Here is a 15440-nt window from a genome sequence, read left to right as displayed (position 1 = left end):
CTCTATTTGGCTTAGATTCACTACTTATTTTAACAATTTCCCACAATGTTTTCATTTTTATCCCACACTTTTTTCTTACGATAAAGTCAATCACCACACATAAGGTCATCCCACCTCGAACCATACATGAAAAATTGAAGAAAGAGAGTGATTCGAATGACACATCACAAACATGAAAACCAACCTTCTCATGAGATTCAAACAATGAAGCAGCCACAAAAACAAAAGAAGAAGCCAAACAGCTGGTTTAAGCCATTTGTTAGCGGCATTGTAGGCGGCATACTAGCGTTAGGTGTGTATGTCCTTACGCCATATGCCCAGCACGCATCAAACAACACAGCAAGCGATTCTGCTGCAAAAACAGAAGCTGTATCAACAAATAATACAAGTGCCAGTTCGTCAAAAACAACTGCTGTCCAAACATCACATTCATCAAGCAGTATCTCAAGCATGGTCGAAGATGTATCGCCAGCCATAGTCGGCATTACAAACTATCAAGCGCAAAGTCAAACAGACATGAGCTTTGGCGATTTCAATACACCTTTTGATGAGTCACAGCAAAATAAAAGCAGTCAAGAGGAAAAAACAGGTACAGGCTCAGGGGTGATTTTCAAAAAATCTGGCAGCAAAGCCTATGTCTTAACAAACAACCACGTCATTGAAGGGGCAAATAAACTCACAGTATCCTTGCACGATGGCAAAACCGCCAAAGGGAAATTGGTCGGAGCTGACCCGCTGACTGACCTAGCAGTTGTAGAAATTAGCAGCAGTCATGTAACGAAGGTCGCGGCATTAGGCGATTCCTCCTCGCTGCGTGCTGGGGAAACTGTCATCGCGATCGGAAACCCGCTTGGTGAAGATCTATCAAGAACCGTGACCCAAGGAATTGTCAGCGGTGTCGACCGAACAGTTTCGATGAACACATCAGCAGGCGAAAGCAGCATTAATGTGATTCAAACAGATGCAGCTATTAACCCAGGAAACAGCGGCGGACCACTTCTTACGACAGATGGAAAGGTTGTGGGGATCACGAGTATGAAAATTTCTGAAACAGGTGTTGAAGGTATTGGATTCGCACTTCCAATCAATGATGTCAAACCAATCGCCGATCAGCTTCTCGCAAAAGGAAAGATTGAACGTCCATATATCGGCATCAGCATGCTGGATCTCGACCAAGTCCCAGACATATATCAGAAAGAAACACTCGGTCTCAAAAACAGTCAGCTTGATCAAGGCGTATACATCAAAGAAATCGCCGCAGGCTCACCTGCCGCCAAAGCCGGCTTAAAGTCTGAGGATGTCATTAACGCCATCAATGGGAAACAAATCAAAACCGGAAGTGAATTACGTCATGAACTATACACGAATACGAAAGTTGGAGACACCGTAAACATCACACTCATTCGAAACGGAAAAGTAGAAACGAAGAAGGTGACATTAACACAAAATGAATCTAAGCAGGTAAGTTCCTAATGCAAAAGAAAAAGGGCTAAAATCAAGATGATTTTACCCTTTTTTCTTTTCAGCGTGATAGAAAACATTTGCAGACCTGACAAAAAACGCAAGGATTTGTCTATACGCTGAGCAGTTCATGAATGAACTGCTTTTTATGATGACTGAATTGGCGTTAATCTCTGCTCTATTTCTGCTCGTTTGTGCTCTAGAAATGGTGGAAGGGCTAATTGATCGCCAAGCTCATCTACTCCTTCGTCCACTGTAAACCCAGGACCATCTGTTGAGATTTCAAATAAGATACCATTCGGTTCTCTAAAGTAAAGGGCTTTAAAGTAGAAACGTTCCACAACACCAGAGTTTGTGAAGCCTGCTTTTGATATTTTGTCATACCATTTTTCCAGTTCCTCAGCATCTTCCACGCGAAAGGCTACGTGATGCACACTTCCTCTGCCTGAACGCTCAGAAGGTCCTTCCGTTTTTTCGATCACATGAATTTCTGTTCCAGCACCGCCATTTCCTGACTCAAAAATGGTCACGATCTCACCATCATTTGATTGTTCACGCGCTCTTTCGGTAAAGCCAAGGATGTCTGTTAAAACACGGATCGTTTTGTCCGCTTCTGCAACGGTTAATTCCACTGGCCCCAAACCTCTAATGGCGAACTCTGCCGGAATATCATCATGCACTGGCGGTGAGCCTGCTTCTTGTGCGTTCGGTTCTACTGTTAAAAATAGCTGCTGCCCCTCTGGATCTTGAAAGCGCAAGGCAGGTCTACCCCCTCTTAAGGAAGCCGTTTCTTGCTGCACGCCTGTCTCTTCAAAACGCTTTTCCCAAAATGAAAGTGCTTCTTCAGAAGAAACGAGAAGGCCTGTGCTTGTGATGGCATTTGTTCCTTTCAAACGACGGGCGAGCATTGGAATTTCAAAGAAGGTGAGCTCCGTTCCCGGTGAAGCGACCTCATCTCCATAAAATAAGTGATACATAGATGGGTCATCCTGATTGACTGTTTTCTTTACAAGTTTTAAGCCAAGAATCTGGCGGTAGAAATCAACATTCTTTTGAGCATTGGCTGTTAATGCAGATACGTGGTGAATCCCATTGATTTTCATTATATTCACTCCTATTTCAAAATATCTCGAATTCAAGATAATATCCTTATGAATAAAATAGGTCATTTTTCAAGAAAAGTCAACCATTTGGCTAGATGTTCGGTTTCTAACGATAAAATTAACATTAAATCAAAATTAATCTTTTATTGTTCGTTTTTAACGAAACATTCACCCTGATTTCTCCAATAAACGAACACTTTTAAATACAAATACGAAAATCAGAAAATTTTTTTAATTCTTGTTTTCCTAAAATCGTATTACAATGAACAAAATACATGTCACAGTAACGTACGAAAGTGATGCAGGAGGTCGTGTGTAATGAACAAAGAACAACCAGCGTTAAAACAGGACATCGGCTTATTTTTCGCCCTATCTCTTGTCATCGGGACGATTATCGGGTCCGGCGTCTTTATGAAGCCAGGCAACGTCCTTTCCTATTCAGGAAGCTCAGATATCGCATTATTCGCTTGGCTGCTAGGTGGCATTTTAACTCTTGCAGGCGGACTCACTGTTGCTGAAATTGGCACACAAATCCCTCGGACTGGCGGATTGTATGCCTATCTTGAAGAAGTGTATGGTGAGTTTTGGGGCTATTTATGCGGCTGGGTGCAGATTATCATTTACGGGCCTGCCATCATCGGTGCGCTCGGTCTTTATTTTGGTTCATTGTTAGCCAATTTATTTTCTCTTTCTTCTTTATGGTCGACAACAATCGGCATTATCACTGTTTTATTTTTATGTTTAATTAACATTATGGGCACAAAATACGGCGGTTTTGTACAAGGACTGACCACCATCGGAAAGCTTGTCCCGATTGCCGCTATTATTGTGTTTGGCTTATGGAAAGGAAACGAAAATATTTTGATGGCAGTCAACGATAGTATCGCTCAAATGAACTTTGGTGCAGCGATTTTGGCTACGTTGTTTGCTTATGATGGCTGGATATTGCTTGCAGCACTTGGCGGTGAAATGAAAAACCCAGAGAAGCTGCTTCCTCGTGCAATGGCAGGCGGGATTTTAATCGTCACGGCTTGTTATCTCTTTATTAATGTTGCTCTTTTGCACGTGTTACCAGCAGATCAAATCGTACAGCTTGGAGAAAATGCGACAAGTACTGCTGCGACAATGCTCTTTGGACCAATCGGCGGTAAAGTGATTAGTATCGGCATCATCATTAGTATCTTTGGCTGTTTGAACGGAAAGGTTCTTTCATTCCCACGTGTGATTTTCGCGATGGCAGAGCGAAAGCAAATTCCTTTCGCAAACGCGATTTCGCGTATTCACCCTACATTTAAAACACCGTGGATTGCTGTATTTGTACAAATTTTGATTGCCATTGTATTTATGATCGTCAGCAATCCAGAAAAACTGTCAGAGGTTTCGATTTTCATGATCTACATCTTTTATGTCATGGCCTTTTTCGCAGTCTTTAAACTGAGAAAACAAAACAAAGGAATGGAGCGTGCTTATAGCGTACCACTTTACCCGCTCACTCCAATCGTTGCAATTATCGGTTCTTTATTCGTTTTAATCAGCACCATGATCACCGACTGGAAAAGCTGTCTCATCTCCATGCTGATCGGAATTGCTGGACTGCCTATTTATTATTATATGAAAAAAGCACACAAAAAAGCAGAGCGCTAATCAGCTCTGCTTTTTTTCTTTCTTCACAGCGTGATAGAAAACCTTTGCTTTCTAGAAAGAACGAGCATCCGAGCGCAGACCTGTCAAAGAATGCGAGGTTTTGTCTAAACGCGCTAGTGCTCTGCTATTTTTTATATTGCTTAATCACTTTGTATGATTCGTTTAAATATCTCATGAGCCGGTATGGCTTACTAAGCACGCGGATTGGGAGTCTTGAGATAAATCCATTCAAATTCGCCTTATATTCCTGCGTCATCCGCTTTGGCTTTGTCGCAATTTTTTCGTATACTTCTTTGTAAAATTCCTTCATGATGTCGACTTGCACACTGATCTTCTGATGACACTCTGTACACTCAACGCTTTTCATCTGATCATTCACATAAACGATGCTGTGGAGGGTCTCTTCTTGGCACCGAGTACAATGCAGGTTCGCTTCCATTTCGGTTTTCTTCAAGATACACAGCTCCTTTCTCGTTTGATGTTGCTCTTTTTATACAATTCGATGGCTATGAGCCGTTTATTGGACGGAAGCTTCCTTTAAAATGGCTGCCGCCGTTAGTTCGTCTGTCACCAGCACTTGAATGAATCCGCCATTTAAAGCCCCTAAAATACTTTCAGCTTTATGGGTTCCTTCTACAACAGCGATGACCGTTTTGACGCTCTTTAACTGCTCCAGTGATAAACCAATGACCTTTTGATTCAGTTCATCTTGGACAGGTTTACCTTGACCGTCAAAGAAACGAAAGCCAATATCACCTACAGCCCCTGATTGCCTTAAACCAGATAAATCCTCTTCTTTTAAGTAACCAACTGTTTTTAACGTTGAACCTTTATGCGGGTTGCCAATACCGATGAGGGCAATGTCGACATTTTTACCTTCTTCAAGCACAGCTTCTATATCCTGCATTGCCATAAGCCGCTCTTTTAATTCTTCTGTTTCTAAAATCGCCGGGGCATATAAATAGGAACACGTGCCATTCATTTTCTTTGCCAGCTCATATGCCAGCTGATTGGCATGAATGTCGACTGCCTGCCTGCCCATTCCACCCTCTAATGGAATGACCTTCACATCGTTTCTTCGCTCGAACGGGTATTCCTTTACAAGCTCAGCTAGCGTAGTTCCCCATGAAATGCCGATTTTCTCCGCATCTTTCATGTTTTTAGATAAATAATAGGCGCCAGCTTGACCGACGGCACGTTTCACCATCTCAGACATTGTCCCGACACTTGGGACAACAACAGCATCTGTTAATTGAAAAGTTGTTTCTAGCTGCTTTTCCAGTTCCACCGTGTGAATACTTTCGTCTTTAATGTACACCTCAACGATTCCCACATCTTTTGCTTTTTGTAAGAGCTTTGAAATGACTGGTCTCGAGACATTGAGCTTTTTTGCGATTTCCTGCTGCGTCCACCCGTCTGTATAATAAAGATGAGCAACTTTGACGAGCTGTCGTCTTTCTTCCCAATTCAGCATGTGACATCATCCTTTTAATATACTATGATTCCCAGTATACCAAACATTCGTTTCTAATTGGAACAATTGTTACGAAAATGACAAAAAGAGCGATTACCTCTCCGCTCTTTTTCTCTCCATATATTTTGGCTGATACGTTCTCCCGCCGTCTAACAGGATAATTTGTCCGTGCAAATAGCTTCCCTCGTCACTTGTAAGAAATAAAGTGAGTCCTGCAATATCGTCTGGTCTTCCTAATCTTCCGACAGGAATGAGCGATTGCAGCTGCCTTTTCTCCACCTCAGTAGGATAGAGCGTATCAAGCATTTGAGATTCAATTACGCGGGGGGCAATCACATTGATACGCACATGGTGTGCCCCCAATTCCTTTACGAGCGAACGCATCAGACCAAAAGCACCTGCTTTTGAGGCGTAATACTGAATTCCGCCGCCTGAGCCAGTTATAGCAGATCCTGATCCAATCATGACAATGCTTCCTTCTTGCCGCTCACATATATAAGGTGCTGACGCTTTGATGCAATAATAAAGACCATACAAGTTCACAGCCAGTGTCTTTTTCCAAAGTGAAAAATCGACTTCTAAAAAAGGAAGTGATTTTGTCATCCCTGCTGAATACACAAGATGAGCAATGCCGCCTAGCTCCCTTTCAGCTGCTGAGATCATCTGCTGAACACTTTCCCACGATGAAACGTCAGCTTGAAATGTCAGCAGCTCAGAGTGCTGTTTTTTTAAAAGTGAAAGTCCTTGTTCATCTATATCAGACACAGCCACTCTGTGTCCTTCTTTTAAAAAACGCTCGGCAATTTCCTTTCCTATCCCTTGGGCACCGCCAACGATGAGAACTGGTTTTTGATCATTAGCCAGCACTCTCGCCCCCATCAAGCATAATCGCTGCACCATCTGTAAATGCGCCATATGATGTACTTAAAAAGACCGTCATATGGGCCACAGTCTCCTTGATTTGCTCTGTGTTAGGAATCAAATGGAGAGGCGGCGGTAATAAGGCGAGCACCCGAATGCCTTTGTCTTTAAATTCTCGCGCCAGCCCTTTTGTCATGGCATTCAGCATGGAATTCGATGTCGCATGTGAAATCCCGCCATCACCTGTGATACTGCCTGATGACGATATATTAATAATACAGCCTTTCTTCTGGTCAACCATGTGCCATACGGCAGCTTGACTGGAAAGAAAGACAGTATTCACAGCTGTTTCCACTTCGTCCATCCACTCATTAGGGTGAGTGGCATCAAGCTCCGCTTCCGTTCCTTGCGCTGCTTGATTGACCAAAATATCCAGTTTCCCGCACGTATCGATCACTTGCCTCAGCATACGCGTAGCATCACGCGGCGTCTCCAGCGGGTTCATGATGATACTCGCCTGACCACCCATTTTTTGAATGTCTTCACAAATGGTTCTAGCCTTTGATTCATCATGAAATGTGTGTAAAAAAACATGTGCACCTGCCCGGGCTAAAGCCAGGCAGATGGCTTCTCCAAACCCATCTGTGCTACCTGTCACAAGTGCCGCTTTCTGATGAAGCTGGACGTGCACATGCATCTCCTCCCTATCCCTTGTTTGGCATTTATTTTCTCAGCTTACTCACGATCTCAAGAGCTGCTTCATAAAAACCTTCTGAGATGGTCGGATGCGGATGAATCATTTTCGCCATCTCTTCTGCTGTTCCTTCTAAATACATAAAGGAAGAAGCTTCTGAAATCATCTCTGTGACATGCGGACCAACCATCGTTGCGCCGATCACTTCACCATATGCTGTATCGTACACCAATTTAATAAAGCCTGTTTGAACACCTGCCGCTAACGCTTTACCACTTGCCGCTAAATCAAATCGTTCTGTTTGTACGCTGAGCCCTTTGGCTTTTGCCTCTTTCTCCGTTAGACCGACACTTGCCACCTCTGGTAATGTATAAATACATCTAGGCATAATATCTGCATTCATTTTTTCAGGCACTCCGCAAATATTGCTGACCGCAACAGCAGCCTCTGCCATCGCCGCATGAGCCAGCTGATAGCCGCCGGCGACATCCCCAACTGCGTATACACCATCAGCACTTGTCTGCATCTGATCATTCACCTTGATAAACGGACCATCGAGCTGAAGATCAAGCTGGCTAACAGCTGATACATTCGGTTTTCTTCCAACGCAGACAAGCAGTCTTTCCGCTGTAAAGATGTGTGTCTCCCCTTTATCATCTGTTGCATGAACCGCTTTGACTCCTTCGCTTTCCGTCAACTCTGTCACAGTGGTCTTCTTCGCAATATGGATGCCCTTTTTCTTGAGTTCTCTTTCTAGCAGCTTAGATGCTTCTTCATCCTCTTGTGGGATAATGGACGGTGCCGCTTCAATAATGGTGACTTTTGATTGAAGACTTTGGAAGATACAAGCAAGTTCAAGACCAATGACACCTCCGCCAATAATGACGACAGAAGCAGGAATATCTGGGATGTCAAAGATTGTATCACTTGTATCAAATGAAATATCCTTAAGCCCCGGTATTGGCGGAATGGCCGGTGAAGATCCAGTAGCAATGATTAACTCTTTCGTTTCAATCGATTCTGATCCATCTTGTTTTTCTATTTCAATCCGATGCTTGGTCACCGCTGTGCCTCTGCCGTTATATACATCAATCTTTCCTTGCTTTAATAAAAAGGCGATTCCGCCTCTGAGCTTTTCAATGACGTCATCTTTGCGCTTTCTCATTTTATCGAAGGAAAGGATCATGTCACCTGTTTCGATTCCCCAGCTTTTCGCCTTCTCGATTGATTCAATGACTTCTGCATGTTTCAGCAGGGTCTTTGAAGGGATACAGCCTCGATTTAAACAAGTACCGCCTAGAAAATCCTCCTCAATCAAAGCAACCTTCCGTCCGCGCTCAGCCGCTTGAAGGGCGGCAGTATACCCGCCAGGCCCTCCGCCAATGACTGTCAGATCATACGTTTTCGTCATCCGATTCATCTCCTACATTAGCAATTCAAATGGTTGTTCAAGCACTTTTTTAAGGTCTGTTAAAAAGGCAGCTGCTGGTGCGCCATCTACCACTCGGTGATCAAACGATAAACTGACACCCATCATTGGCCGCACCTGAATTTCTCCATCCACTGCAACAGGCTTATCTTGAATCCGTCCTACTCCTAAAATCGCCACTTCCGGCTGATTAATGATCGGGGTAAAAGTATCAATGGCATACATGCCTAAGTTACTAATCGTAAAAGTGGACCCTTTCAGCTGGTCCGGAAGCAGCTTTTGATCGCGTGCGTTTCGGCCAATTTCTTTCGCTTCTTTTGTTAGTTGTTTTAATCCTTTTTGATTCGCATGAGAAATGACTGGTACCATCAAGCCGTCTTTCACTGCAACAGCAAGACCAATGTGTACATCCTCATGGAAATGGAGCTCATTTTGTTCAAATGTCATATTGATCTGCGGGTGGCGCGTGAGTACATGGCTGACCGCATGAATGATGATTTCTGTGAACGACAACCGGTAGCCTGTCTCTTTTTCAATCGCCGGGAGTAGCTGCTGACGCACTTCTTTTGCTTTCGTCATATCAATTTCACTTGTTAATGTGACGTGCGGTGCTGTAAAGGCACTTTGTGACATGCGATCAGCAATCACTTTTCTCATGCCAGCTAATTTTTGTGTTTTCACAGGCGAAGCCTCTGCTGTTTGCGTTGCTGCTGCTTGTACGTCACTCTTCATGATCTTGCCGTGAGCGCCAGATCCAGAAACTGCTGCTAAATCGATTCCTTCACGAGCAGCGACTTTTTCTGCAAGTGGTGAGACGCGTCGGTCTTTCTTACTAGAATGAACGACTGCCTCGACGTCCCGCTTTTGGACTCTGCCTTTTGGTCCTGTGCCAGATACCTCTTGAATCACCACATGATGATCCTTTGCCGTTTTTCTCGCTGCGGGCGTGGCACGTACTTTTTCATCAGATGTTTTTGGAGCTTCAGTAGAACTGGATGAAGACGAGTCTGGTGAAGATGGTTCGCTGCTTTCTGAGGAATCCTCATCTGCCTGTGCTGGCGGCTCGCTTGGCACCTGTTCATTTGCCTCTCCAATATATCCAATAACAGCATTGACTGGAATTTGATCATCAGCTTCGTAGTATTTTTTTAGAAAAATGCCGTCATCATAGGCTTCCACCTCGATGTTGATCTTGTCTGTCATAATTTCAAAAAGAGGCTCACCGATTTCAACCGAATCTCCTTCTTCTTTAAACCATTGAAGCAAGGTTCCGATCTCCATCGTACTGCTTAGCTTCGGCATAAATATCTCTTTTGGCATGATCTTCCCCCCTTTATTTAAGAGCGTGCAAGCTCTTTTGCTGCTTCAATAATATCTGGCACTTGTGGAATGACCGCTTTTTCCAAAGCCGGGTTGTATGGTATTGGAACTGCAAGGCCGCCAAGTCGTTTAATCGGCGCATCTAAGTAGTCAAACGCTTCACTTTCCGCTATCATACTTGCAATCTCTCCGCCGTAGCCGCCTCGTTTGACCGCCTCATGAACCACGATACATTTACCCGTTTTCTTCACAGATTCGATAATGGTTTCTTCATCTAATGGAACGAGCGTTCTTGGGTCAATGATTTCAACATCGATTCCCTCTGCTTCTAGTTCCTTCGCCGCTTCTAATGCTTTGTGTACCATAATCGCTGTTGCTACAATTGTGACGTCCTTCCCGCTTCTTTTCACATCAGCTTTCCCTAAAGGAATCGAATAAGGCTCTTCAGGCACTTCGCCGATTGTTTTATATAAAAGCTTGTGCTCGTAGAAAATGACAGGGTTGTCATCATCCATTGCTGCTTTTAAAAGTCCTTTGGCATCATAAGCTGTTGAAGGCTGAACCACCTTTAATCCCGGAATATGAGCCATCCACGCTTCTAAGCTTTGTGAATGCTGCGCTGCGGCACCTGTTCCTGATCCTGCTGGTGTTCTCACAACGAGTGGTACTTTTCCTTTTCCGCCAAACATGTATCGTGTTTTAGCTGCTTGGTTTACAAGCTGATCCATTGCGATTGTAATAAAGTCAGAGAATTGAAGCTCTAAAATCGGACGCATACCTGTCAAAGCCGCTCCGACTGCACCTCCTGCGATGGCAGCCTCAGAGATTGGTGTATTGCGTACGCGCTCTGGACCGAACTCTTCAATCATGCCGCGCGTGACCCCAAAAGCACCGCCATATACGCCAATATCCTCACCTAAAATGAATACATCTTGGTTCTCTCTCATTTCCTGACTCATAGCCTCTCGAACGGCTTCTAAATATGAAATCTCTCTCACTGTTGTTTTTGTCACGTGATTCCCCTCCTAATTAGGCGTATACATCCTCTAATAGTGTATCGATTGACGGTTCTTTACTGTTTTTAGCGAATTCTACAGACGCTTCAATTTCTTGCTTCGCTTCTTCCTGTAAAACCGCTGCCTGCTCTTCTGTCAAAACATTTAGTTCAATCAAGAGAGATTTAAAGCGCTTGATCCCGTCTTTTTGTCTCCACTCTGTTTCTTCTTCACGTGTACGGTATTTTTTCGCATCACTCTTAGAGTGACCCTTCCAGCGATACGTTTTCATTTCAACAAGTGATGGACCTTCTCCAGCTCTTGCACGGCTGACCGCTTCATCTACTGTGTTCATAATCTCAACCATGTCATTTCCATCAATTGATTTCCCTGGGATTCCGTAGCTTTCTGCTCTTGTTGAAATGTCTTCAATGTTAATCATTTCTTTTACAGGGCCAGACATACCGTACTGGTTGTTTTCACAAATGAATACAACAGGCAAATCCCAAATGGATGCAAGATTTAGTGCTTCGTGAAAGCTTCCTTCATTTGTCGCTCCATCTCCGAAGAAACAAAGAACGACAAAGCCTTCCTGTTTCATTTTAGATGTGAGCGCTGCACCTGTTGCCAGCGGGATACCGCCGCCAACGATTCCATTTGCGCCAAGGTTCCCTTTTTCTAAATCAGCGATATGCATCGAGCCGCCTTTTCCTTTGCAATAACCAGTCTCACGCCCGAATAGTTCCGCCATCATCTTATTGACCTCTGCACCTTTTGCAATACAGTGACCATGTCCACGGTGCGTACTGACGATCTTATCTTCGTCCTTTAATACGGCAATTGATCCAACAGCTGACGCTTCCTGTCCGACACATAAATGAGTGGTTCCATGGATAAGTCCTTTCGCAAAGAATTGATCGACCTTTTCATCAAAATATCTCACTAACCACATTTGTTTATATAAATCTGCTAATCTCTCATGACTAATCTGTTCAGGCAAAGTGATTTGTTTTTGCATTTATTCTCTCCCCTTTACATTTGTTCTTGTGTGTTACATTTGTAATTATCATACGTTTAAGTATCATTGAAGTCAAGCATTTCTATTTCATTTTTAAGCGTTTTCATCTTTTATCAGAAAAAAAGAGAAAGGCAAAGCCCTTTTCTAAAGAACTTCTCTTTCTCTCCCAATCCCTTACGTTCTCATTTATCTGGATACATCATGATTTTGACACTCTCACCTTCAGGGTGCCTTGCGCATTCTATCGCCTGAAGGAGCTGACTTAACGGATAACGATGCGTCACCATCTTTTCTGTGTTGACCACTTTTGCTCTTAGAAGTTCAAGGGCTTCGAGGTAGTGATAAGGATGCGAGGAATAGACTCCTACTACTTTCACTTCATCATGGAAAAACCGATCAGCCGGAATGGAGACGTCTCCCTTTGGAAAATGAGCAAATACTAAAATCGTTCCGCCTCTCGCTACTGCTTGAAACGCTTCTTTTAAAAGCGCACTACTCCCAACAGAAATAATGACGAGGTCTGCTCCCTTTCCATTTGTTTCCCTCATGACCCGGTCTTCCACCGGCTCAGAGGCTGGATGAAAAGCGACGTCAGCCCCTAAATTTCTCGCTTGCAGCAGCCGGTTCTCATTCACATCCGTTATCATCACTTTCCCAGCCAAGTAATGTTTGGCAAGCTGTAGTTGAATGCAGCCAATTTGCCCCGCTCCAAGGATCAGTACAGAATCTCCTGGATGAACAGGTGCTCGTTCAAAACCGTGCAGGCAGCAGGCGACTGGCTCCACCATCGCCCCTTGCTCATATGAGACGTCATTTGGGAGCTTGCCCATTGTGTGCTTGACATGTAATGCAGGTACGCGGATATACTCTGAAAACCCGCCTGGCTCTACATTAGTGGCTGCAAACTGCGGACACATTGTATAAAATCCCCTTTGACAAAAGTCACAGGTAAAGCAAGGCACATGGTGCGCAACATAAACCCTGTCTCCCGTTTTTATATTTGTCACATGCTTTCCGGTTTCAACAATATCACCAGCGATTTCGTGCCCTAGTACCGTTCCTGGAGGTACCGTCTCATGTGTTGCTTTGTAAATATCTGTGCCGCATAAGCCGCAGGCACGCATCCTTAATAGAACTTCATCCTCACTTATCGCAGGCCGGTTCCGCTTCTCATACCGAATGTCCTCTGAAGAATAAAAGACAGCTGATTTCATGTAGCTGCATCCTCCTTTTCATCACCTTTCGCAAAATCCTGCAACGTTTGCACAAGCTGCTTGTACTCACTCATCTCACTGGATATCCAGTAACGTCCTCCGAATATACGAGATGGGCCCACCCTGACATAGACTTTTCCGATATGAGGGTATGGCTTAATAAAAAGCTTTCCTTTAATATCAGAGACCACATATGTGTGCCATCTGCCAAACGCTCCGATTTTGAGTTTATCTTCACTAATGATGACGTTTGTCGGCTGGTTCAGTCCAGTGATACTAGAAAGCATGAGGATAGGCAGCGTATAAACGCCTAACACAGCTAACGGTTCAGGCCCTGCTGACATTAACGTATAAAGAGACCAAAGGAAAAACAGACAGATGAGTACGGCTGGAAGAAAAATAGACAACACTGCAGACGTTCGGCTATAAGCATGATGCTGCATGAGACGTCCTCCTTTCAGATACATAGAAGGAGCCGGGAAAGCTCCTCCATGGAATGATTGTTTACTTAATATGATCGATGATTTTTTCAATATCATCTTCAATGCCAAATCCGGTTAAAAAGGATAATGTTTGAATCACAGGCGTTCCTTTCGTATCACTCACTGGTGTTGTCGTTACGATTAAATCGGCGCCCTCCGCTTTTTGCGGGACTTCAGATGCCTTGCACTGTTCCACCACAACATCGTATCCTTTTTCCTTTAACGTCTCTTCGACCTTTTTAGCAACAACCGTTGATGTTGCAACCGCTGTTCCGCATGAAACCAATATTTTCTTTGCCATAAGAATCCCTCCAGCTCGTTTATTGATCTTTCTGATCTAAGCCCATTTCTTTCGCATACTGCTTTCTAATATCATTTCGCACCCAGTACCATAGAAGCGCATAAGCCAAAGCACAGATGATGGCTGCAATAAAGTATGGGTTGCTCGGATCAAGAAGTCTCACCATGATCCAAGGAATGACGTGGGAACCAAGGTCAATACCTGAAATCATATTGGCTCCTTCTGGGAAGTCAAATCCGACTGCTTTCCCCATTGTTGTCGCAAGCGGTGCGAGATTTGTTGCGATAAAGAAGACAATCATTAATGTAAAAATACTGTTAATAAGACCGCGAATAATATTTCCACGAGCGGCTGCTACTGCCCATACAACTGTAAACGGCAGAACTGATAAGTCAGCAAACGGCAGCATGCCATTGTAAGGCAGAACGACCGCAAGTAGAATCGTAATCGGCACCATAAGAAGAGCTACCGCCATATTTGCAGGATGACCAATTACAATCGCTGTATCTAAACCAATATAGACATTTTTTCCAGGGAAGCGCTTTTGAATATAAGAACGAGCGCCCTCAGAGATTGGAATAAGACCTTCCATTAATAACGCAACCATTCTTGGCATTAGCACAAGAACTGCTGCCATTTGAATACCAAGCGTCATGACGCCCTTCGCATCATATCCGCCTAAAAGACCAATAATGATACCAAGTATGAGACCCATCACAAGTGGTTCGCCAAAAATGCCAAAACGTTTCTTCAATGTTTCTGGATCAGCATGAATTTTGTTTAAACCAGGGATCTTGTCAATGATGCGGTTAGACGCATACATAAGCGGCGCGAAGTTGACCGTTTCAGCATGAGCCATCGATACGCCTTTCAATCCAAAGTGGTGTTCGATTGTCGGTGCCGTCCAATCGGCTAATTTAAGTGTGATAGCAGAGACGATCAAACCAACAGCAAGTGCCAAGAACATATTATGATAAGCGTAGTAAGTCACAGAGGCTGCGAAAATCAAATGCCAGAAGTTCCAAATATCCACATTCAGTGTTTTCGTAAAATTAACGGACAATAAGATGACATTTAACAAAAGCACAAGAGGAATCATCAAAGGGGCAACGGGTGTTCCAAAGGATATAGCAGCTCCAATCGGCCATCCAACATCCAAAATATCGAGCTTTAGCCCAAGGGAAGTAACCATGGCTTTTGCTGCTGGCCCAAGGCCGCTCACAAGCAAATTAATGACAAGGTTGACACCGACAAACCCAATTCCGATCGTAATACCGGCTCGGAAGGATTTCTTAAAGCCTTGCCTTAAAATCATACCGAAAAGCGTCATAATAATCGGGAGCATAATAGTTGGTCCAAGGTCTAATATAAAATCGACAGCTTGCTTGATCATACATCCACCTCCTGGATTTTTCGAATAAAGCGCTTACATTATTTTGTCAAA

At 43.8% G+C, this 15440-nt stretch carries 15 protein-coding genes; 2 read left to right on the top strand and 13 right to left on the bottom strand.

Annotated elements, in window-relative coordinates:
• Positions 1-156 precede the first annotated feature (156 nt).
• Entirely contained in the window at positions 157-1473 is a 1317-nt protein-coding gene (locus tag SB660_RS00150; protein ID WP_410580827.1) for a S1C family serine protease, read from the top strand.
• 134 nt (positions 1474-1607) lie between these two features.
• Here the strand turns inward: SB660_RS00150 and SB660_RS00145 are convergent, their stop codons facing one another.
• Entirely contained in the window at positions 1608-2564 is a 957-nt protein-coding gene (locus SB660_RS00145; RefSeq protein WP_044138917.1) for a ring-cleaving dioxygenase, read from the bottom strand.
• 318 nt (positions 2565-2882) lie between these two features.
• Between SB660_RS00145 and SB660_RS00140 the strand changes: the two genes are divergently transcribed.
• Positions 2883-4208, top strand: coding sequence for an APC family permease (locus SB660_RS00140; protein WP_058014213.1), 1326 nt, complete (start codon positions 2883-2885; stop codon positions 4206-4208).
• 124 nt (positions 4209-4332) lie between these two features.
• Here the strand turns inward: SB660_RS00140 and SB660_RS00135 are convergent, their stop codons facing one another.
• The 12 genes from SB660_RS00135 to SB660_RS00080 all read right to left on the bottom strand — a co-directional run bounded on the left by SB660_RS00135 (position 4333) and on the right by SB660_RS00080 (position 15389).
• Entirely contained in the window at positions 4333-4662 is a 330-nt protein-coding gene (locus SB660_RS00135) for a hypothetical protein (RefSeq protein WP_008358910.1), read from the bottom strand.
• Positions 4663-4725: 63 nt separating this feature from the next.
• A complete protein-coding gene (locus tag SB660_RS00130; RefSeq protein WP_058014214.1) occupies positions 4726-5682 on the bottom strand; it encodes a sugar-binding transcriptional regulator in 957 nt (318 codons plus the stop codon).
• Positions 5683-5775: 93 nt separating this feature from the next.
• Positions 5776-6561: an SDR family NAD(P)-dependent oxidoreductase gene (locus tag SB660_RS00125; protein ID WP_410581209.1), complete on the bottom strand. Its 786-nt coding sequence runs from the start codon at positions 6559-6561 to the stop codon at positions 5776-5778.
• Positions 6539-7240 (bottom strand): SDR family NAD(P)-dependent oxidoreductase, encoded by a 702-nt coding sequence (locus tag SB660_RS00120; RefSeq protein WP_235567019.1) that lies wholly within the window; start codon positions 7238-7240, stop codon positions 6539-6541. Before SB660_RS00120 ends, SB660_RS00125 begins: the two co-directional genes overlap by 23 nt.
• Before the next feature lie 25 nt (positions 7241-7265).
• Positions 7266-8648 (bottom strand): dihydrolipoyl dehydrogenase, encoded by a 1383-nt coding sequence (gene lpdA / locus SB660_RS00115; RefSeq protein WP_144462256.1) that lies wholly within the window; start codon positions 8646-8648, stop codon positions 7266-7268.
• A 12-nt stretch (positions 8649-8660) separates the two neighbouring features.
• On the bottom strand, positions 8661-9986 hold the full coding sequence (locus tag SB660_RS00110) for a dihydrolipoamide acetyltransferase family protein (protein ID WP_410580822.1): 1326 nt from the start codon (positions 9984-9986) through the stop codon (positions 8661-8663).
• Between the two features lie 17 nt (positions 9987-10003).
• Positions 10004-10984 carry an alpha-ketoacid dehydrogenase subunit beta gene (locus SB660_RS00105; RefSeq protein ID WP_180310809.1) on the bottom strand — a complete coding sequence of 327 codons (981 nt, stop codon included), beginning with the start codon at positions 10982-10984 and terminating at the stop codon, positions 10004-10006.
• 31 nt (positions 10985-11015) lie between these two features.
• Entirely contained in the window at positions 11016-11999 is a 984-nt protein-coding gene (locus SB660_RS00100) for a thiamine pyrophosphate-dependent dehydrogenase E1 component subunit alpha (protein ID WP_144462260.1), read from the bottom strand.
• 182 nt (positions 12000-12181) lie between these two features.
• The gene (locus SB660_RS00095; protein WP_410580820.1) at positions 12182-13213 is read right to left on the bottom strand and encodes an alcohol dehydrogenase catalytic domain-containing protein; all 1032 of its coding nucleotides are present in this window, start codon (positions 13211-13213) and stop codon (positions 12182-12184) included.
• On the bottom strand, positions 13210-13656 hold the full coding sequence (locus SB660_RS00090; RefSeq protein ID WP_410580818.1) for a hypothetical protein: 447 nt from the start codon (positions 13654-13656) through the stop codon (positions 13210-13212). The genes SB660_RS00095 and SB660_RS00090 overlap by 4 nt, the downstream gene beginning before the upstream one ends.
• 61 nt (positions 13657-13717) lie before the next feature.
• Positions 13718-13996, bottom strand: a complete 279-nt coding sequence (locus SB660_RS00085; protein ID WP_003212259.1) for a PTS sugar transporter subunit IIB — start codon at positions 13994-13996, stop codon at positions 13718-13720.
• A gap of 19 nt (positions 13997-14015) precedes the next feature.
• The gene (locus SB660_RS00080) at positions 14016-15389 is read right to left on the bottom strand and encodes a PTS galactitol transporter subunit IIC (protein ID WP_058014221.1); all 1374 of its coding nucleotides are present in this window, start codon (positions 15387-15389) and stop codon (positions 14016-14018) included.
• Positions 15390-15440 lie beyond the last annotated feature (51 nt).

It is taken from the genome of Bacillus sp. SIMBA_005 (assembly GCF_046535585.1).
Classification (GTDB): Bacteria; Bacillota; Bacilli; order Bacillales; family Bacillaceae; genus Bacillus; species Bacillus pumilus.
Note: the sequence above shows the minus strand (reverse complement) of the source record. Positions and strands in the feature narration are given on the sequence as shown.